Raw genomic sequence first — 19652 nt, 5'->3', positions numbered from 1 at the left:
GGTCCGGATGGCAGTGACGGTCAGGGACGTGGCGAAGGCGGCCGGGGTGTCGCCGTCGACCGTCTCGCGGGTCTTCACCGCCCCGGAGCAGGTGCAGACCAGCACCCGGGACAAGGTGATCGAGGTGGCGAGCCGGCTCGGCTACCGGCCTGACCCGACGGCCCGGTCCCTGCGCAGCGGGCGGACGGAGTCGCTGGGTCTGGTGATCCCCGACATCGCCAACCCGTTCTTCCCGCCGATCGTCAAGGCGATGCAGACCCGGGCCCGCACCCACGGTCACACCCTGCTGGTCGCGGACTGCGACGAGCGGGAGGCCGACGAGCTGGAGACCATCGAGGCGATCGTCAAGAAGGTCGACGGTCTGGTGCTCTGGGCCTCGACGCTGTCCGACGGGCGGCTGCGGGAGCTGGCCGAGGAGATCCCGCTCGTGCTGGTGAACCGGCACGTGCCAGGCATCCCGGAGCTGCACGTCTCGCTCGCTCCCGGGGTCACCCAGGCCGCCGAGCACCTGCGGGCGCTCGGCCACACCAGCTGTGTCTTCGTCAACTGCTCGCGGCCGGAACACCTGCGGGGCAAGGCGATAAGAGAAACCTTCGACGCGCAGGGCCTCGGCCTGGTCGAGCTCGGCCCGTACGACCCCCGGTTCGAGACCGGCCTGCACGCCGCGACGCTCGCGATCGCGAACGGTGCCACCGCCATCCTCGCGCACAACGACCTCGTCGCGGTCGGCGTCCTGCACGGCCTGACCGCGGCCGGCGTCGACGTCCCCGGGGAGGTGAGCGTGATCGGGATCGACGACACGCTGCTCGCCGGGCTGTCGATCCCGGCGCTGACCACGATCAGGATCTCCCCGCAGGCCGTGGCCACCCATGCCACCGACCTGATCGTCGAGACGATCACCGGCTCCGCCACTGCCCAGCACCTGGTGGAGGTCGGCTCGCGCCTCATCCCGCGCGCGTCGACCGGCCCCGCCCCCCACCGCGCCTGACCTCTCACCGCAGCACGTCTCACCGCAGCACGTCTCACCGCAACACCACTCACCGCACCACCACGCAGCGCGCCGGACGGCGCGACTGATGCGCCGAGGTGTCCCACGGCGCGCACCTCATCCACGGCGACGGGCCGGCGGCTCGTCGTACGCACTCCCCTGGAGAACAACCATGGCTAGATCGACGTGTGCCCGTGTGGGTTACCTGGCGGTGGCGGGGGTCGCTGCCCTCGCGCTGACCGGCTGCTCGGGGCTCGCCCCCAGCAAGAGCGACGACAGCGGTACCGGATCCGCGATCGTGCTGCGGGTCCAGGGCATGCCGGCCGCGACCGACAAGGCCGCGCTGGAGCAGTTCAACCGGCTGGCCGACGACTTCGAGGCGAAGAACCCCGGCATCACGATCGAGGGCACCGAGAACCGCTGGGACCCGCTGACGTTCTCGGCGAAACTGGCCGGCAAGACGGTCGAGGACGTCATCCAGGTCCCGCTCACCGAGCCGCAGGGCCTGATCGCGCGCAAGCACGTGCAGCCGATCACCGGGTCGCTGAAGGCGTGGAACCACTACACCGAGTTCAACCCGCAGGTCCTGCAACCGCTGAGCGACAGCGCGGGCGAGGTGTACGGCGTTCCGCTGGCACCGTTCGCGCAAGGACTGGTGTACAACCGGGCCCTGTTCACCAAGGCCGGCCTCGACCCGGACAAGCCGCCCACGAACTGGGACGAGGTCCGCGCCTTCGCGAAGCAGATCAGCGCGAAGACCGGGAAGGCCGGGTTCGTGCACGAGGCCAAGGGCAACACGGGCGGCTGGCAGCTGACCATGCTGACCTACACGCACGGCGGCTCGATGGAGACCGAGCAGGACGGCAAGTTCGTGGCCGGGTTCAACAGTGCGCCGACGAAGACGGCGCTCGAGCTGCTCAAGGCGATGCGCTGGACCGACAACTCGATGGGCCAGAACCAGCTGATGGACCAGGACGACGTGGTCAAGCAGTTCGCCGCCGGCCAGATCGGCATGTTCATGGGCACCCCGGGCACGTACCGGCTGGCCAAGATGAAGTTCGGCCTGAAGAACACCGCGGACTACGGCATCACCGCCCTCCCGCAGGCCGGCGGGAACGCCACCCTCGGTGGCGCCGAGGTGTTCATGGTCCCGGCGTCGGTGTCGAAGGAGAAGGCCGAGGCCGCCGCGAAGTGGCTGCTGTTCGCCAACGCCGAGCCGCAGTACGACCCGGCGATCGCGGCCGAGCGGGCGCAGGCGCTCGCCAAGGACCCGGAGGCCGCCGTCGGCGTCCCGACGCTGCCGATGTTCAGCGTCGAGCAGCAGGCCAAGATCGACGCGGCGATCAAGCCGCACGTCAACGTCGAGCTCGAGCACTTCCAGCCCTGGCTGGACGGGACGCCCAAGCTCGAGCTGCGCCCCGAACCGCCGGTAGCGGCGCAGAAGCTCTACACGATCCTCGACCCGGTGGTGCAGTCCGTGCTCACCAAGCGGGAGGCGGACATCTCCGCCCTGCTGGCCAAGGCCGAGGCGGACGCGAACAAGATGCTCGCCGCGGAGCAGAAGTGACCACACTCCTGGCGCCTGCGCCACAGCGGGACACCGTCGCCGTCCAACCGGCGCCGGCGTCCCGCAGGCGGGCCTCGCTGCGCCGTGAGCTCATCGGGCTGGTCTTCCTGGCGCCGGCCCTGCTGGTCTTCGGGTTGTTCTCCTGGTGGCCGATCCTGCGGGGTCTGCTGATCTCGTTCCAGCGCACCAACCTGGTCGATCCGGCCGTCTGGGTCGGGCTGGAGAACTTCCGGGCCGTGCTGACCGACCCGCTGGTCGGCACGGCCGTGGGGAACACGCTGCTGTTCGTCGCGCTCGGTGTGGTGATCGGGTTCCCGGCGCCGATCCTGCTGGCTGCCCTGATGTCGACGATCCGGCGCGGTGGCGCGGTGTACCGGGTGCTGGTGTACCTCCCGGTCGTGGTGCCTCCGGTGGTGGCGATCCTGCTGTGGAAGTGGTTCTACGACCCGGGCAGTGGGCTGTTCAACCAGGCGCTCGGGCTGATCGGTCTCGGCCCGTACCCGTGGCTGCAGTCGCCGCAGTCGGCGATGCTCAGCCTGGTCCTGGAAGCGACCTGGGCCGGGATGGGCGGCGCCGCGCTGATCTACCTGGCCGCGATGACCGGCATCCCGGCCGAGCTGTACGAAGCGGCGGAGAGCGACGGCGCCGGGATCTGGCGGCGGATCTGGCACGTGATGCTGCCGCAGCTCCGGCCGGTCATCGGGCTGCTGTTGCTGTTGCAGCTGATCGGCACCATCCAGGTGTTCACCGAGCCGTACATCTTCACCCAGGGCGGGCCGGACAACGCGACGCTGACGATCCTGCTGCTGATCTTCCGCTACGGCTTCCAGGACGGTGAGTACGGCCAGGCGGCCGCGCTGTCCGTCGTCCTCGCGATCGTCCTGGCGGCGTTGTCGGCGGTCTACCTGCGGTTGACGAGAAGCTGGAGCAAGACGTGACCGAGCACCCGACGACATTTGCCTCCAGCAACGACCTTCGCCGGCCCTGGGTCGCGGTCGCGCTGCGGACCACCCAGGTACTGACCTTGATCCTGCTCCTGGTGATCGGGGTCGGCCCGTTGTACTGGACGCTCAAGGGCGCCGTCTCGCCACCGGCCGAGCTGGTCGCGCACCCACTGCGGTGGTGGCCGATCGAGCCCGACTTCGGCAACTTCACGACCGCGTTCACCGAGCTCCGGGTCGGCCGGTACCTGGCGAACACCGTGCAGATCGTGATCGGGTCCTGGTTCGTCCAGCTGTTCGTGGCGATGACCGCGGGCTTCGCGTTCGCGGTGATCCGGCCGCGGATCGGGCGGTACGTGTACGCGGCGATCCTGGCCACCATGTTCGTGCCGTACACGGTCTCCCTGGTCAGCCTGTTCCTGACCATGCTGGACGTGCCGCTGCTCCGGCTCAACCTGCTCGACACCTACTGGGCGATCTGGTTGCCGGCCGGGGCCAACGCGTTCAACGTGCTGCTCGCGACCCGGTTCTTCGAGGCGCTGCCGCAGGAGTTGTACGACGCCGCGAAGGTGGACGGCGCGAGTACCTGGCAGTTGCTCACCCGGATCGTGCTGCCGATGAGCCGGCCGGTGATCGCGGTGATCAGCCTGCTCGCGATCATGCACTCCTGGAAGGAGTTCATCTGGCCGCTCGTGGTGATTTCCGATCCCACCCTGCAACCGATCAGCGTCGCCCTGGTCAATCTCGTCGACGCCGCTCCGCTCGACGAACTGATCGCCGCGATGGCGATGGCGCTCGCACCTCCCGTCCTCGTCTTCCTGGTCCTGCAGCGCTACGTCGTCGCGGGCCTCGGCTTCACCGGTGTGAAGGGGTGATCGGCTGTGGACACACCACCCATCCGCAGGCGGGTCGTACTCGGCGGCACGGTCGCCGCCACGGTTCTCGGCGGTACGGCGGGTCCCGCGTACGCCGCTGACGTACAGATCACCGACTCGGCGGGGACGGTCACCCTGATCGCCGTCCCCGACGCAGCCGGAGTGCCGGGGTACGTGAAGGTCCTCGACGGCGGCGGCATCCACCGGTTCGACCTGACGGCGTTCGAGTACGCGCACCTGGTGGACGGGGTCAAGGTGGTGCGGCGGACGACCGGCATCACCTCGATCGTGGCGAACAGCCCGCAGCAGTTCACGATCACGTACGCCGCGCAGATCGGCGAGGTGATCGGGACGTTCTCGGTCGGACTGCGCAAGGCCCGGGTGCGCTGGGACGTCACCGAGGTCCCCAATCTCCGCGTGGACAGCTTCCGCTTCGCCCGGACCGTGATCGGCTCGGGCGCGGTCGAGACGTACGATCCGGTCGCGCTGTGGAATCGCGACCTGAACCCGTCCACCGGTGACCCGCGGGGCGGTGTTCCGTTCGAGACGACCAACGGGGTCGGCTACTTCTCCGTCTGGTCCGACAACCGGGCCTTCGTCCGGGTCCCGCAGAGCACCAAGGGATTCAGCAACGGCGGCTACCTGCACGCGGTCGGGACGGCGATCGGCAGTTCCAGCGGCTACGTCGAGAGCAACCTGGTCCTCGGGGTGATGCGGTCGCACTCGGCCGGGGTGATCGCCCGCGACGGTGACCTGGGGATCGACCTGTGGACCGACCAGCCCTTCAACCTCTGGACCACGGGCGGGTCGAAGACCGTCAACCTCCAGGTGGTGAACGCGGGCCTGGCCGCCCGGACGGTCCGGGTGGACTGGGTGGTTCGCGACTGGAACGGCAACAGCACGACCGGGACCACCAGCGGCACGGTCGGGGCTCGGGCAGTCTGGAACGCGGACTTCCAGCTCGTCCTCGGTGGCCGCGACGTCCGCTTCGTCGAGGCGGTCGTGTACGACGTCGCCGCGCCGGCCGTCGAGGTGGCGTTCGCGCGGACCACCGTCGGCGTGCTGTCGAGCTACACCTACGGCGACGGCGCGGACAGCATGTTCGGGATGGCGAACTTCGCGTATCTCGAGCGGCCGTCGACCACCGCCGTCCTCGACCTGATGAAGCTCATCGGGATGCGCTGGGTGCGGACCGCCTACCGGAACTACAACAACTTCGGTGCCTCACCTGGTCCGACCGTCGACGCCCTGGACGCGGCGGGTTTCGCGCACAACCTGCAACTGGCCGGTGAGCTTCCGTGGGGAGGTGGCAGTGCGGCTCAGACGTGGGCCGACGACATGGTCGGTCGCGCGATGTACTCGGGGGCCGGCTACTACGAGTGCGGGAACGAGCTGAACCTCACGGCGGCGGACCACACGCCCGCGGAGTACGTGAACGACGTCCTCCTGCCGTTGCGCGAGGCAATGACCTTGAGGAGCGCCGGCTTCAAGGTGATGCACTGCGGGCTGGCCGGATGGCCGGAACAGTGGGTCGCCGACTTCGGCGCCGCCGGCGGGTGGGGCCAGGTCGACGTCCTCGCGTACCACCCGGGGCGCGGCAACTTCGTGGCCGACTACGATCCGCCGGAGCCGTGGTCGAACGAGACCCGCTGGAACTTCCTCGGCACGTTGCGCAAGGCCAAGGCGGCTGCCGTTGCCAATGGCAACAAGGAGCTCTGGCTCACCGAGGCGTACGCCGTGACCCGGCCGAACCGGTGGTGGACCGACACGTACCGGCACGCGGCCGAGAACGTGCTGCTGCAGCTCGCGCTGGCGAAGGTGTACGGCGTGCGGTGCGTGAACTGGTACACGCTGAACGACTCGATCCAGTTCCAGCCGATGGAGGCCGAACCCGGTGACCAGGAATACCACTACGGTCTGCTGAACCGTGATCTCAGCCTCAAGCCCTCGCTGCTGGCGTTCGCGACCGTCGCCCGCTGGCTCGACCAGTCGACCTGGCTGGGCTGGGCCGCGCTGGCCGATCCGGAGCTGTTCGGTCTCGTCTTCGACGGTCCGGGCGGCAAGGTGAACATCCTCTGGTCCCGCAAGGACGGGTACGTGCTCAACACCGACCCGAACCGCAGGATCCCCAGCAGCACCGAGTACTACCGCAGTCCCGAACCGTGGGAGGACCTGTGGCCGACGAAGACCAGCGTGACGCTGGCGACGCCGGCCGCGACCACCTCGGTCCGCGAGCTGAACTGCCTCGGTATGGACGTCGCCGTCCACCAGGCGACCAACTCACAGGTGACCGTCACGCTCGACGGCGCACCCCGCATCTTCATCGGCCTCAGCCTGCCCCTGCAGACCACCGGAGGAACGCCATGACAGAACCAGTAGCGAAACCGACCCGCCGTCTCTTCGTGGCCGGATCGCTCGCGGCCGCCGGAGTGGCCGGCGGGCTGCTCCCGAGCGGGACCGCCCGGGCCGCGACGGCGTACACGCTCAGCGCGGACGGGATCGCGATCGTCGCCCAGACCGACGGGACCTTGGTGGTCAGCGACGGGGCCGGGACCGAGCGGGTCCGGATCGCGCACTTCCAGGTGAAGGACACCGTGCTCGGCAACCAGCGGACGTTCGGCGGCACCCCGTCGGTGGTCACCCTCGCGGACGGCCGCCAGGCGATCCGGGTCGAGTACCGGATGGGCGCGGCGGCCCCAGGGATCACCGTCACCGGGACCTTCGACGTCACCGCGCGTCGCCTGCACGTGCGCTGGGACGCGACCAGCTCGAACACGATGTACCTGAACTCCCAGTTCCACCGGACCGTGGTGAACGCGAGCGAGCCGGAGCGGCCGACCGCGATGACCCGGTGGAACCGTGACCCGGGCGGCGGCGTGCCGTACGAGACCAACGACGGCATCGTCTACGCCTCGGCCTGGCCGGACCTCACCGCCTACTTCCGGCTCGAGTCCAGCCGCCCGGCCTGGACGACACCGGCCTGGATGCACATCGTCGGCACGTACGACGCGCTCGGGGTGCTGAGGCACGAGGCCGACCTGGTCCTGGGCAACCTGCGACCGGCCGCCGCCAATGCCGCCGCGGTCGCCCGGCCGGTGGGCGTCGACCTCTGGACCGACCAGCCGTTCAACCTGTACGAGGTGGGCGCGGCGATGCCGGTCCGGGCCCAGGTGGTCAACGGTGGCCCGTCCGCCGCGTCGATCCAGCTGAGCTGGTTCGCCCGCGACTTCGACGGCCGGAAGCTCGCGGGTGGGTCCAGCACGCTCACGCTGGCAGCGGGGGAGAGCACCGACCGGACGCTGACCGTGCCCGCTCTCGACCAACAGGGCATCGCCTTCGTCGAGGTGAAGGCGTCGGCCAACGGGGCCGAGGCGTTCGCGCGGACGACCCTGGCCACGCTGCCGCCGTACGAGTACCAGGGTGGTGGCATCTTCGGCATCGCGAACTACCCGTGGTTGCTGGAGCCGAGCAAGGACGACGTGGCCGCGCTGATGCAGCGGATCGGGGTCGCGTTGGTGCGGATCGCCTACGAAGGCGCTCCCGGGATCGCGCCGGCCGAGCTGCGGGCGATGGGCATCATGACGAACATCCAGCACGGTGACGTCGTCTTCGACTCGACCCCCGAACAGGCGAAGGCCTGGGCCGCCGAACTGGTCGACGTCGTGGTCGACGCCGGCGCGCGGTACTTCGAGGTGGACAACGAGCGGAACCAGCCGTGGATGTCCGGGCTGTACGCCGACAAGTACATCCGCGACGGCCTGCGCCCGGTGGTCGAGCGGCTGGCCGAGGTCGGGTCCGACGTGAAGGTGATGAACAACGGTCTCGGTGGCATGGACGTCAACTGGACCGACAACTTCCACGCCGCCGGTGGCTGGGACCTGATCGACGTGTTCGCGTTCCATCCCGGCCGCGGCAACTTCACCCCGGACTACGCGCCCACGCCGGCCGAGTGGGTGACCGGCGACAACGGCACGTACTGGAACTTCCTCGGGTCGGTCCGCGAGGCCAAGCGCCGGATCAGCGAGTACGGCGGCGGCAAGGAACTGTGGCTGACCGAGGCCTACGCCTGTACGCGGCCCAACTACTGGTGGAACGACACGATGCGGCAGGCCGCGGAGAACGTGCTGCTGACGATGGCGCTCTGCAAGGCCGAGGGCGTCGACGGCGTGAACTGGTACCAGTTGCACGACAGCACCATCCACCACCCGCAGGAGGCGGTGCCGAGCAATACCGAGTACCACTTCGGCCTGACGAACCGCGACCTGTCGGCCAAGCCGTCGTTGCTCGCCTTCGCCACCGGGACCCGTCTGCTCGAAGAAGCCGAGTTCGTCCGCTGGCTGGACTTCTCCGCGGTCGACCGGGACCTGCACGGCCTGCTCTTCGAGACCCCGGACGGCCCGGTGTCGATCCTGTGGAGCCGCAAGGACGGATACCTGCTGAACGCCGATCACGCGCCGAACCAGCCGTACTACCCGCACCCGGAGGCCTGGCAGGACGACTGGCCGAGCAAGACGACGCTGGTGATCCCGCGTGCCCGGATCACCGAGACCGACTGCGTCGGCCGGAGCCGGGTGCTGGACGGCAAGAACGGTCGCGTCACCTTCCAGGTCGACGGCGCGCCCCGGATCTACCACGGTCTGTCGGCTCGCCCGGAGCAGTTGGTACGCCGCGGATGAAGCGAGTGCTCGTCACCGGGGCCGCCGGCCGGATCGGGAGTGCGGTGGTCGCGGAGTTGCTGGGCCGAGGAGTCGAGGTGACGGCCCTGGTACTCCCCGGCACCGCGGCCCCGGTGAAACGGGTGCGGTGGGTCGAGGGCGATGCGGCCGATCCCGTGAGCTGCCGGGAGGCGCTGGCCGGCGTGGATGGCGTGGTTCATCTCGCCGCTCGGCCGGCGCCGCACCGGGGCACGCCGTACGAGGTGTTCGGCGGCAACACGTTGGCGACGTTCACCTTGCTCGAGGAGGCCGGGGTCGCCGGGGTACGGAACGCGGTGCTGGCCAGTAGCTACGCGGCGAACGGGTTGCCGTTCGCCGACCGGCCGCTGAGTCCGGAGTACGTGCCGGTCGACGAGCACCTGCCGAGTCAGGCCGCGGATCCGTACGCGCTGTCCAAGCAGGCCGACGAGCTGACGGCGGCGATGATGGCGCGTCGTCACGGCATGAACGTCGTCGCGTTGCGGTACCCGTTCGTCGGTGATCTCGAGGATCGCCTGCTGCCGCGGGCCGAGCAGATCGCGGCAGACCCGGCGACGGGCGCTGCCGATCTGTGGGCCTACCTGGACACGCGGGATGCCGCGCGGGCCGCGGTACTGGCGCTCCAGGCCACCGGGACGCACGTCTTCCACGTCGCTGCCGCGAACACGCTGGCGCCGTACCCCACCCTGGACCTCTTACGGCGCTTCCACCCGGCGACCCGGATCCGCGCCGAGTTGCCCGGCCGGACGACTCCGCTCGACCTCACCTCGGCCGAACGGGTGCTGGGTTTCACCGCGGAGTACGAGCTGGTTATGCCGTGACGTAGGTGTTGATCTCGGCGATCGTGCCGTCGGCGGCCCGGATGACGTGCGGCATCGCGTTCCACCGGGCCACTTCGTACCCGACCGTGATCAGGTCCTCACGGTCGGGCCCGGAGGCGAACGGGCCGGGACAGTCGGCTCGGCCGGTGTGCCACGCGCCCTCCCGGTAGTACGTCTCGACAGCCGGCTCATGATGTCTGGGCATCCACAACTCCACGCTCACAGGTGACAGTTCCCCCCGCCCCCAGGCCCGGCCCGCAGAAGACTGCGGCCGGTCCGGTCCATCGACCGCCGAGTCCTTCGATTGAGCCATCCCCGCCCGCGACGGGACAGGGCCGAAAGACCCTGACCGGCGAGTAGCCGCCTGGGCGGACCGCTCGCCGGTGCTGGACGGGTTCCTGTGAAGAGGTGTTACTTCCTGTGGCTGGAGTCGGTCAGCCGAAGACGTCCGGGTCGCCGCCGGTGCGGACGCCGGTCTCCAGGTCGGCGATCGCGGCCATGTCCTCGTTGTCGAGGCTGAAGTCGAAGACGGCGATGTTCTCCGCCACCCGGGCCGGCGTCTTCGACTTCGGGATCACCACGTTGCCGAGCTGCAGGTGCCAGCGGATCATCACCTGGGCCGGCGTCCGGCCGTGCTTCTCGGCCAGCTTCGCCAGCGTCTTGTCGTTGATCAGCTGACCGGACGCGAGCGGGCTCCAGGCCTCGGTGACGATGTCGTTCTCGGCGTGGAAGGCGCGCAGCTCGTCCTGCGGCAGCGCCGGGTGCAGCTCGATCTGGTTCACCGCCGGGCGGATCTCGGTCTCGTCGAAGAGCCGCTGCAAGGCCGGGATGTGGAAGTTCGACACCCCGATCGCGCGGACCCGCTTGTCGGCGTACAGCTGCTCGAACGCCTTCCAGGTGTCGACGTACTTGTCCTGCTGCAGCGACTGCCAGTGGATCAGGTACAGGTCGACCGTCTCCAGGCCGAGCTTGCCGACGCTCTTGTCGAAGGCGCGCAGGGTGCTGTCGTAGCCCTGGTCGTTGTTCCACACCTTGGTGGTGACGAAGAGGTCGTCGCGGGCCAGGTCGCTCGCGGCGATCGCGCGGCCGACGCCCTCCTCGTTGCCGTAGATGGCCGCGGTGTCGATGTGCCGGTAGCCGGCGTCGAGGGCCGCGGCGACGACGTCGGTGACGAGGTCGTCCTCGATCTGCCAGACCCCCAGGCCCAGCTGCGGGATCTCGACGCCGTTGTCCAGAGTGATCATGGGGACTGTGCTCATCTGTCTATTCCACTCGGCAAGCGGGTTCCAGCCCAGTCATCGGACGTGTGACAACAACCTCATTAACCGGCCGTAACCACCGCGGACGAGGTGGCGTCCGGCTCGAGGAAGCGCAGTAACGCCGTCCCCTCCCGCTCCAACGCGGTCAGATGCTTCTTCAGCAGCTTGCCGAACGGGGTCAGGGTGAGAGTGGCCACACCACGCTTCCTCTCCGCTGTCCACAGTCCGGCCACCCGGCCGTCCACCAGATAGGTCGACTTCACCCGCAGGTTCTTGGTGAAGACGGCCGGCCGATGATCGTCGGCGATCACCCGCTCCCGATTGGCGTGCGCGAGCAACAGGTTGTCGAACTCGGGCAGGAACCGCACCGGCGCCGGGACGTCCGGGTCCGGCCGCGGTGCGTCGGGCAGGTCGTACAACGGCTTGCCCGCCTCGTCGGTGAACTCCATCAGCTCGGCGGCCTCGAAGGACGCCTTCGCCTTCGGGATCCCCGACCAGGTCTGGAAGTCGGCGGGTGTGGCCGGTCCGAACGCGGCCAGGTACCGGACGACCAGCTCGGCGGGTTCGGCCTTCCGATGCAGCTTCGCGCCGAGCCAGTCCTCGGCCGGGGTGAACCGGGCGTTCGCGGGCCAGCCCCACCGCGTGTCGGCCGGGTCCATCACCAGCGGCACCATCATCCGGGTACAGAACCCGAGGGCGCGGTCGTTCACGTCCGGGAACTCCTCGACCAGCGCGTCCCGGACCTGGGTGAAGGTGAGCGGCTCCTTCTTGAGCAACCGCGTCGCCGCCGCGACCACCTTCGCCGGCTCCAGCCCGTCGGCCCGGTCCTTCAGCATCCGCAACCCGGCCTCCAGTACCGGGCTCAACGTCGTCCGGAACCGCAGGTAGTCCGCCGCGGTGACGAGATGCAGCGTCCCCCGGAACATGGTCGCCCGGACCACCTCGCGCCGCCCCACCGCCGCGGTCAGATCGGCGTCCGCGAACCCGGCCAGCCGCGTCCACAACCCGACGTACGGATGCTTCGGCTCCTGCCCCTGCATCCCGGCCAGCCGCGCAACCGCCTCCACCGGCGAAATCTCGGCCCGCTCCAGCAACAACTGCCGAGCCAGAGTCGCCCGATTGACAGCATCCGCACCCAAGACCGTCATAACCGCATCCTGCCGGACCCGGCCGACAAAGTGGTCAGCCGAGGGCGGCGCGGGCCTCGACGAAGGCGGCGATGGCACGTTCGACGTCTTCGGTCGAATGGGCCGCCGACATCTGGGTGCGGATGCGGGCCTTGCCGTGCGGGACCACCGGGTACGAGAAGCCGATGACGTAGATGCCGAGGTCGAGGAGCTTGTCGGCGAGGCGACCCGCTTCGGCGGCGTCGCCGATCATCACCGGGGCGATCGGGTGGTCGCCGGGGAGCACGTCGAAGCCGGCCTCGGTCATCTTCGTGCGGAACAGCGTCGTGTTGGCGGCGAGCTTGTCGCGCAGGTCGGAGGAGCCGCCGATCAGCTCCAGCGCCTTCAGCGACGCGGCGGTCACCGACGGGGCCAGCGAGTTGGAGAACAGGTACGGGCGGGACCGCTGGCGGAGCAGCTCGACGATCTCGGCGCGGCCGGAGACGTACCCACCGGAGGCGCCGCCGAGCGCCTTGCCGAGGGTACCGGTGACGACGTCGACGCGGTCCTTCACGCCGAACAGCGAGGGCGTCCCGGCGCCGTCGGGGCCGACGAACCCGACCGCGTGCGAGTCGTCCACCATCACCAGCGCGTCGTACCGCTCGGCCAGGTCGCAGATCTCGTCCAGCGGAGCCAGGTACCCGTCCATCGAGAACACGCCGTCGGTGGCGATCAGCCGGTACCGCGCGTCGGCGGCGTCCTTCAGCTGCGCCTCCAGATCCGCCATGTCGCGGTTCTTGTACCGGTACCGCTTCGCCTTCGACAGCCGGATCCCGTCGATGATGCTGGCGTGGTTGAGCTCGTCCGAGATGACCGCGTCCTCGGCGCCGAGCAGGGTCTCGAACAACCCGCCGTTGGCGTCGAAGCAGGAGCTGTACAGGATCGTGTCGTCGGTCCCGAGGAAGGTGCTCAGGGCCCCTTCCAGGTCCTTGTGGATCTGCTGGGTCCCGCAGATGAAGCGCACCGACGCCATCCCGAAGCCCCACTCGTCCAGGGCACCCTTGGCGGCCGCGATCACGTCCGGGTGGTCGGCCAGGCCGAGGTAGTTGTTCGCACAGAAGTTCAGCACCTCGTTGCCACCGGCCACCGAGATCCCGGCGTTCTGCGGCGAGGTGATCACCCGCTCGGACTTGTACAGCCCGGCGTCCCGGATCTCACCGATCGTCGTGGTCAGGTCGTCCCGCATCCGGCCGAACATCAGTTGCTCTCCTCGTAACTCGGGGTCGTCCAGTCCAGGATGACCTTGCCGCAGTGTCCTTCCCGGGCGACGTCGAAGCCCTGGGCGAAGTCGGCGTACCCGAACCGGTGGGTGATCACCGGGGCGAGGTCGAGGCCGCGTTCCAGCATCACCGACATCGAGTACCAGGTCTCGAACATCTCCCGGCCGTAGATCCCCTTGATCGTCAGCATGTTGAGCACCACCGTGCTCCAGTCGATCGCGATCTCGTCGGCGGGCAGGCCGAGCATCGCGATCTTGCCGCCGTGGTTCATGTTGGCCAGCATGTCCCGCAACGCGGCCGGCTGCCCGGACATCTCCATCCCGACGTCGAAGCCCTCGCGCATCCCGAGCTCGCGCTGCGCCGCCGCGATCGGCTGCTCACCGACGTTGACGGCGTGCGTGACGCCGATCTTGCGGGCCAGCTCCAGCCGGTACTCGGACAGGTCGGTGATCACCACGTTCCGGGCGCCGGCGTGCAGCGCGACGGCGGCGGCCATGATCCCGATCGGGCCGGCGCCGGTGATCAGCACGTCCTCGCCGACCACCGGGAACGACAGCGCCGTGTGCACCGCGTTGCCGAACGGGTCGAAGATCGCGGCGACGTCCAGGTCGACCTGGTCGCGATGCACCCAGACGTTGCTCGCCGGCAGCGCGACGTACTCCGCGAAGCCGCCCGGGACGTGCACGCCGAGGCCGCGGGTCTTGATGCAGAGGTGCCGGCGGCCGGCCCGGCAGTTGCGGCAGCGGCCGCAGACCAGGTGACCCTCGCCGCTGACGACGTCACCGACCGCGACGTCGCGGACCCCGGCGCCGATCTCGACCACCTCGCCGGCGAACTCGTGTCCGACGACCATCGGGACCGGGACGTTGCGCTGGGCCCAGTGGTCCCAGGCCTGGATGTGCAGGTCGGTCCCGCACAACCCGGTCCGCAGTACCTTGATCAGCACCTCGTCCGGAGCGATCTCGGGCTCGGGCACGTCCTGCAGCCACAGCCCTGGTTCGCTCGCGGCCTTGACCAGCGCCTTCACGTCCGTACCTCCTCGGATGTCTGCCGTCCACATCGTCGTCCCGGGGCGTGGGCCGCGTCCATCGACACGTCGTACACAGGCTTTACAGCCGATCTGCATACTTGTCGCCATGGCACGGCGCGTACTCCGGGGGCTCGGTGTCGTGCTGCTCGTCGTCGGACTCGGCCTGATCGGCTGGGTGAGCTGGCAGTACTTCGGGACCGGGGTCACCTCCAACCGGACGATGGACCAGCTCGAACGCGACCTGCGGGACCAGTGGCAGACCCCGAAGCCGCCGACCACCGAGCCGACGACCGCGAAACCGGCGGCCGGGACGCCGATCACGCTGCTGCGGATCCCGAAGTTCGGCGCGGACTGGGAGAAGCCAGTGGTCGAGGGCGTCACCGCCGACGACCTGGCCCGCGGGATCGGCCACTACCCGCAGACCGCACTGCCCGGTCAGCCCGGCAACTTCGCCATCGCCGGTCACCGGGTCACCCACGGGTCGCCGTTCCGCCGGCTGCTCGACCTGGACAAGGGGGACCAGGTCGTCGTCGAGACCCGGGACGCGGTCTACACGTACGAGCTGGACACCTCGCCCCGCGACCTCACCTTGAAACCGGCCGACACCTGGGTCCTCGACCCGGTCCCGGGCCACCCGGGCCAGGCACCGACCCGGCCGACCATCACCCTGACCACCTGCCAGGACCTCTTCCACTCCCCGGACCGCTCCATCGCCTTCGGCCACCTGGTCACCCAAACCAAGAAGCGCTGACCCGCCCCCGCCCCCGCCCCCGCCCACCCCACGCCCAGCACCCCGCGCCACCCCGCCCCCACCCCGTCACCCAGCACCCCGTCACCCAGCACCCCGCCCCATCCCGCGCACCCCGCCCCATCCCGCGCCACCCCGTCACCCAGCACCCCGCCCCATCCCGCGCCACCCCGTCACCCAGCACCCCGCGCTACCCCGACCTCGCACCCCGCGCGTCCGCGCGCCCAACCCCACTTTGAGCACGCACCCGCCATGCCACGCCACCCGCCCCGCGTCACCCAGCGCCCCGCCCCAAGCCGTCACCCCTGACCTTGTGCACGGCCCGGCCACCTTCGGCGGGCCCCGGTGACCGGTCTGTGCTCAAGGTGGTTGCCGAGTACCACTTTGTGCGCGGGCTGGTCGAAATGGGCGGCTCTGGGTGGCTGGTCGGTGCACGAAGTGGCGGGCGCACTGGGGGTGCGGGGTTCGGTGGGGGTGGGCGTGGCGGGTGCGTGCTCAAAGTGGGGACGGGCGCGCGGGGGCGCGGGTCGGGGTGTGCGGCGTACTGGGGGTTCGGTGGGGGTGGGCGTGGCGGGTGGGTGCTCAAAGTGGGGGCGGGCGTGCGGGGCCGGGGTGGGCGGGCGTACTGGGGGTGCGGGGTTCGGTGGGGAGAAGGGGTGGCCGGGGGGTCGCTTAGGGTGGGTGCTTATGAGTGCTGATCGTGAGGCGTTGCTGGAGCAGGTCAAGGGCAAGGCCGTCGTGCACGGCCGGGTGACGCTGGCGTCCGGGAAGGAGGCCGACTACTACGTCGACCTGCGCCGGGTCACGCTGGACGCCGAGGCCGCGCCGCTGATCGGCCCGGCGATGCTCGAGCTGACCGCGGACCTGGACTACGAGGCCGTCGGCGGACTGACGCTGGGCGCCGACCCGGTCGCGCTGTCGATGCTGCACGCCGCCGCACAGCAGGGCCGCAAGCTGGACGCGTTCGTGGTGCGCAAGGCGGAGAAGACGCACGGGATGCAGCGCCGGATCGAGGGTCCGGACGTCAAGGGCCGGCGGGTGCTCGCGGTCGAGGACACCTCCACCACCGGCGGTTCGGTCCTCACCGCCGTCGAGGCGTTGCGCGAGGCCGGGGCCGAGGTGGTCGCCGTCGCGGTGATCGTGGACCGGGCCACCGGTGCGAAGGAGAAGGTGGAGTCCGAGGGCCTGGAGTACCGGGCCGCGTTCGGGCTGACCGACCTGGGCCTGAGCTGATGGAGGTCGCCCTCCTCATCGTGGTGGGGCTCGCGATCGCGGGCGCGATCGCGTACTTCAACTACTACGCCGCGAAGAAGCGTCGCGAGGAGTTCGCCACCTTCGCCGCCCAGCAGGGGTTCACGTACCAGGAGGAGAACCACGGCCTGGCCGGGCAGTGGGGCGGCGAGCCGTTCCAGACCGGTGACCACCGGCGGGTCCGCAACGTGCTGACCGGGGCGGTGCAGGGTCGCCAGATGGTTGCCTTCGACTACAGCTACCAGACGCACTCGACCGACTCGAAGGGCCGGCGGCGGACGACGACGCACAAGTACGGCGTCGTCGTGCTGCAGCTGCCCGGCCCGTTGCCGCACCTCGAGGTGACCCACGAGGGCATCTTCGGCGGCGCGGTCGCGAACGCGTTCGGGTTCGCCGACCTGCAGTTCGAGAGCGACCAGTTCAACCGCGCGTTCCGGGTGAAGGCGGACGACGAGCGCTTCGGTCACGCGGTGATCCACCCACGGATGATGGAGCTGCTGCTGGCCCGCGGCGAGATCGGCTGGCGGGTCGAGGGCAACTCGCTGGTCGGCTGGGACAAGGGCCCGCACAGCCCGCCCGAGGTGATGAACCGCCTGCACCTGCTCGAGCAGGTCGTCAGCCAGGTCCCGCCGTACGTCTGGCGGGACTACGCCGGGGTGGATCCGCGCGAGGGCTGATCCACCTCCACGTGGGGCCGAGATTGCCACCGGGCCCATTCGGCGCTGACATCGCCCGCTGTCCGTAGGAGCAGCGGCAGGTGGTCCTTCAGGAGTTGCTCGGTGGTCGTCTCGGCGGCATGGACGGTGACGTTCATCGCGGCGCGGATCGTGCCGGTGCCGTCGCGAACCGGGGCAGCCACCGACCGTACGCCGGGCGCCAGCTCCTCGTCGGCCAGGGCCCAGCCGCGCGCGCGGATCTCGGTGAGCTCCTCGCGCAACTGCTCGGCGGAGCGGCCGATGTACGGCGGGAGCCCGGCCCGGCTCGGCTGGTCCAGGGTCTCCGCGAGCTCGTCGGCGGACAGCCCGGCCAGCAGTACCTTGCCCTGGGACGTCTGCACGGCCGGGAACCTGGTCCCGATCTCGACCCGGAGCGCGATCAGCTTGGGCACCGACACCCGGGCGACGTAGACGATGTCGGAGCCGTCCAGCTGCGCCATCGACGACGACTCCCCGGTCCGGGCGACCAGGGCCTCCAGGTGCGGGCGGGCGATGTCCCACAGACCGAGCGCGCCGACGTACGCCATGCCGAGCGTCAGCACCTTCGGCGTCAGCTGGTACGCGCCGCCGCTGGACCGGACGAACCCCAGCTCCGCCAGCGTCAGCAGGAGCCGGCGAGCGGTGGGACGGGCCAGGCCGGCCGCGGCCGCCACCTCGCTGAGGGACATGCTCGGGTGGTCGGCGTCGAAGCAGGCGAGTACGTCGAGACCCCGCGCCAGCGACTCGACGAAATCGGGTCCCGCGCCTCGTCCTGCCATCTGTGCCTGCCTCCGCTCACCGGTTCCGCCCGAGCCTACGACCCGGCCGGTACCGTCAGCCGTCGGCGTCGCCGCCCGAGCCGGGATCGCCGAACATGCTGCCGCGCGCCTCCCGGGTCGACTCGGACTTGTACTCCGTGTACTGGTACGGGTTGTCCAGCACCTCGTCCTGCGGCAGGTCCGGGTTCATCCCGTTGAGCCAGGCCTGCTCGCCGAGGGCCGTGCGCAGGTGGTCGATGGTCGCCTCCACGCTCCGCCGGACCGCGGGCAGATCGGCGTCGACCAGCCGGTGCTCGTACTTCACCACCCGGCCGTCGACCAGCACGGTGTGGACGTCGCCACGCTGGGACTGGAAGGCGACCTGACCGTACGGGTTCACCAGCGGGAACGACACCGGTGACGCGTCGTTCTTGATCAGCACGACGTCCGCCTTCTTGCCCGGTTCGAGGCTGCCCAGGTCGTCGCGGCCGAGCGCCTTCGCGCCGCCCCGGGTGGCCCAGTCGACCACGTGCTCGGCGCGCAGGTGGGAGTGCGTGACGGTCTCGCCCTTGACGTGGGCCTCCAGGTGTTCGCGGGACCGGTCCGCGCCCAGCGTCGTCCGCATCGCCGAGAACAGGTCGCCGCTCCACCACACGCTGGTGTCCTGCGAGAGCGAGACGTCGATCCCGTACCGGCGGACCTGCCAGGTCGGTGGGTACCCCTGGCCGGCGCTCTGCTCGGACTCCGTCGACACCGAGACCGAACCGCCGGTCGCCGCGATCCGCTGGTACGAGTCCTCGGTCAGCGTGGCGGCGTGCACGTAGATGGTCCGCGGCGTCATGAACCCGTGCTCGTACATCAGCCGGATCCCGTCGTCGTTCGTCGCGCCCCAGACCCCGGCGTGCGTGGTGACGGTGAGGTCGAGGTCCCGCGCCACCTCGAACGCGGCCCGCTCGGGGAATGCGGGATCGCCCGTGACGTCGAACGCCAGCTGCAGGCCGAGCAGGTCGTCGGCGGCGGCGCGGCGGCGTTCCAGGAAGGACCGGACGGCCGGATCCGCGGTCCACTCCCACGGCCCGGCCTGGATGTTGCCATAGGCAAGCACGAACCGGCCGGGGACGGACTGCAGCGCGTCGACGGCCGCCTCGGCGTGGTCGACGCTCTGCAGACCGTGCGACCAGTCCACCGTCGTGGTCACCCCGGCCTCGAGCGACTCCCAGGCCGAGACCAGGTTGCCGGCGTGCACGTCCTCGGGCCGGAACACCTTGCCGTGCTCGAGGTAGTACCAGACGAAGTACTGCGTCAGCGTCCAGTCGGCGCCGTACGCGCGCATCGCGGTCTGCCACATGTGCCGGTGGGTGTCGATCATCCCGGGCATCACGATCCCGCCGCGGGCGTCGATCTCCGCCGTCCCGTCCGGGACCGCGAGCGCGGGCCCGACCGCGGCGATCCGGTCGCCCTCGACCAGGACGTCCGCGTCGGTGAGCACGGTGTGGCGGTCGTCCATGGTGAGCACGGTGCCGCCCCGCAGGACCACCGGCCGGCCGGTCGCCGGCGCCTCCGCAGTGGACATGGTCTCCTCCTGAAACTGTCGTCGCGCAGCGGTCGGACATACGTCCGTATGTCGGTCAGAGGGCGA

The 19652-nt window shown here is 70.1% G+C and carries 17 protein-coding genes; 10 read left to right on the top strand and 7 right to left on the bottom strand.

What is annotated here, in order from left to right; all coding sequences use genetic code 11:
* Positions 1-7 precede the first annotated feature (7 nt).
* The 7 genes from FB561_RS06360 to FB561_RS06330 all read left to right on the top strand — a co-directional run bounded on the left by FB561_RS06360 (position 8) and on the right by FB561_RS06330 (position 9886).
* A complete protein-coding gene (locus FB561_RS06360) occupies positions 8-988 on the top strand; it encodes a LacI family DNA-binding transcriptional regulator (RefSeq protein ID WP_145804024.1) in 981 nt (326 codons plus the stop codon).
* Positions 989-1184: 196 nt separating this feature from the next.
* The gene (locus tag FB561_RS06355) at positions 1185-2555 is read left to right on the top strand and encodes an ABC transporter substrate-binding protein (RefSeq protein ID WP_170284586.1); all 1371 of its coding nucleotides are present in this window, start codon (positions 1185-1187) and stop codon (positions 2553-2555) included.
* The gene (locus FB561_RS06350; RefSeq protein ID WP_145804020.1) at positions 2552-3493 is read left to right on the top strand and encodes a carbohydrate ABC transporter permease; all 942 of its coding nucleotides are present in this window, start codon (positions 2552-2554) and stop codon (positions 3491-3493) included. Before FB561_RS06355 ends, FB561_RS06350 begins: the two co-directional genes overlap by 4 nt.
* Entirely contained in the window at positions 3490-4371 is an 882-nt protein-coding gene (locus FB561_RS06345) for a carbohydrate ABC transporter permease (RefSeq protein ID WP_145804018.1), read from the top strand. The genes FB561_RS06350 and FB561_RS06345 overlap by 4 nt, the downstream gene beginning before the upstream one ends.
* A 6-nt stretch (positions 4372-4377) precedes the next feature.
* Positions 4378-6738 (top strand): hypothetical protein, encoded by a 2361-nt coding sequence (locus tag FB561_RS06340; protein ID WP_145804016.1) that lies wholly within the window; start codon positions 4378-4380, stop codon positions 6736-6738.
* Positions 6735-9047: a hypothetical protein gene (locus FB561_RS06335; protein WP_145804014.1), complete on the top strand. Its 2313-nt coding sequence runs from the start codon at positions 6735-6737 to the stop codon at positions 9045-9047. Before FB561_RS06340 ends, FB561_RS06335 begins: the two co-directional genes overlap by 4 nt.
* Positions 9044-9886, top strand: coding sequence for an NAD-dependent epimerase/dehydratase family protein (locus FB561_RS06330; RefSeq protein ID WP_145804012.1), 843 nt, complete (start codon positions 9044-9046; stop codon positions 9884-9886). Before FB561_RS06335 ends, FB561_RS06330 begins: the two co-directional genes overlap by 4 nt.
* Here FB561_RS06330 and FB561_RS06325 read toward each other — a convergent pair.
* The 5 genes from FB561_RS06325 to tdh all read right to left on the bottom strand — a co-directional run bounded on the left by FB561_RS06325 (position 9876) and on the right by tdh (position 14558).
* Positions 9876-10091: a hypothetical protein gene (locus FB561_RS06325; RefSeq protein ID WP_145804010.1), complete on the bottom strand. Its 216-nt coding sequence runs from the start codon at positions 10089-10091 to the stop codon at positions 9876-9878. The genes FB561_RS06330 and FB561_RS06325 overlap by 11 nt on opposite strands.
* 229 nt (positions 10092-10320) lie before the next feature.
* The gene (locus FB561_RS06320; RefSeq protein WP_145804008.1) at positions 10321-11145 is read right to left on the bottom strand and encodes an aldo/keto reductase; all 825 of its coding nucleotides are present in this window, start codon (positions 11143-11145) and stop codon (positions 10321-10323) included.
* Between the two features lie 62 nt (positions 11146-11207).
* Complete coding sequence (locus tag FB561_RS06315) at positions 11208-12293, bottom strand: winged helix DNA-binding domain-containing protein (protein ID WP_145804006.1); 1086 nt, start codon at positions 12291-12293, stop codon at positions 11208-11210.
* A 34-nt stretch (positions 12294-12327) separates the two neighbouring features.
* A complete protein-coding gene (locus FB561_RS06310) occupies positions 12328-13497 on the bottom strand; it encodes a glycine C-acetyltransferase (RefSeq protein ID WP_202880811.1) in 1170 nt (389 codons plus the stop codon).
* 11 nt (positions 13498-13508) lie between these two features.
* On the bottom strand, positions 13509-14558 hold the full coding sequence (tdh, locus tag FB561_RS06305; RefSeq protein WP_145804002.1) for an L-threonine 3-dehydrogenase: 1050 nt from the start codon (positions 14556-14558) through the stop codon (positions 13509-13511).
* Between the two features lie 109 nt (positions 14559-14667).
* On the opposite strand from tdh, the gene FB561_RS06300 reads away from it, so the two are divergent.
* From FB561_RS06300 to FB561_RS06290, 3 genes are all read left to right on the top strand, one after another.
* The gene (locus FB561_RS06300; protein ID WP_145803999.1) at positions 14668-15312 is read left to right on the top strand and encodes a class E sortase; all 645 of its coding nucleotides are present in this window, start codon (positions 14668-14670) and stop codon (positions 15310-15312) included.
* Positions 15313-15996: 684 nt separating this feature from the next.
* Positions 15997-16542 (top strand): orotate phosphoribosyltransferase, encoded by a 546-nt coding sequence (gene pyrE / locus FB561_RS06295; protein ID WP_145803997.1) that lies wholly within the window; start codon positions 15997-15999, stop codon positions 16540-16542.
* Positions 16542-17237: a type III secretion system chaperone family protein gene (locus FB561_RS06290; protein ID WP_145803995.1), complete on the top strand. Its 696-nt coding sequence runs from the start codon at positions 16542-16544 to the stop codon at positions 17235-17237. The genes pyrE and FB561_RS06290 overlap by 1 nt, the downstream gene beginning before the upstream one ends.
* On the opposite strand, the gene FB561_RS06285 is transcribed toward FB561_RS06290, so the two are convergent.
* A complete protein-coding gene (locus FB561_RS06285; protein WP_145803993.1) occupies positions 17207-18034 on the bottom strand; it encodes an IclR family transcriptional regulator domain-containing protein in 828 nt (275 codons plus the stop codon). The genes FB561_RS06290 and FB561_RS06285 overlap by 31 nt on opposite strands.
* 55 nt (positions 18035-18089) lie before the next feature.
* Positions 18090-19586 carry an amidohydrolase family protein gene (locus FB561_RS06280; RefSeq protein ID WP_145803991.1) on the bottom strand — a complete coding sequence of 499 codons (1497 nt, stop codon included), beginning with the start codon at positions 19584-19586 and terminating at the stop codon, positions 18090-18092.
* Between the last annotated feature and the right edge of the window lie 66 nt (positions 19587-19652).

The sequence above is a fragment of the Kribbella amoyensis genome (assembly GCF_007828865.1).
Lineage (GTDB): Bacteria > Actinomycetota > Actinomycetes > Propionibacteriales > Kribbellaceae > Kribbella > Kribbella amoyensis.
This window is presented reverse-complemented; position numbering and strand designations above follow the sequence as displayed.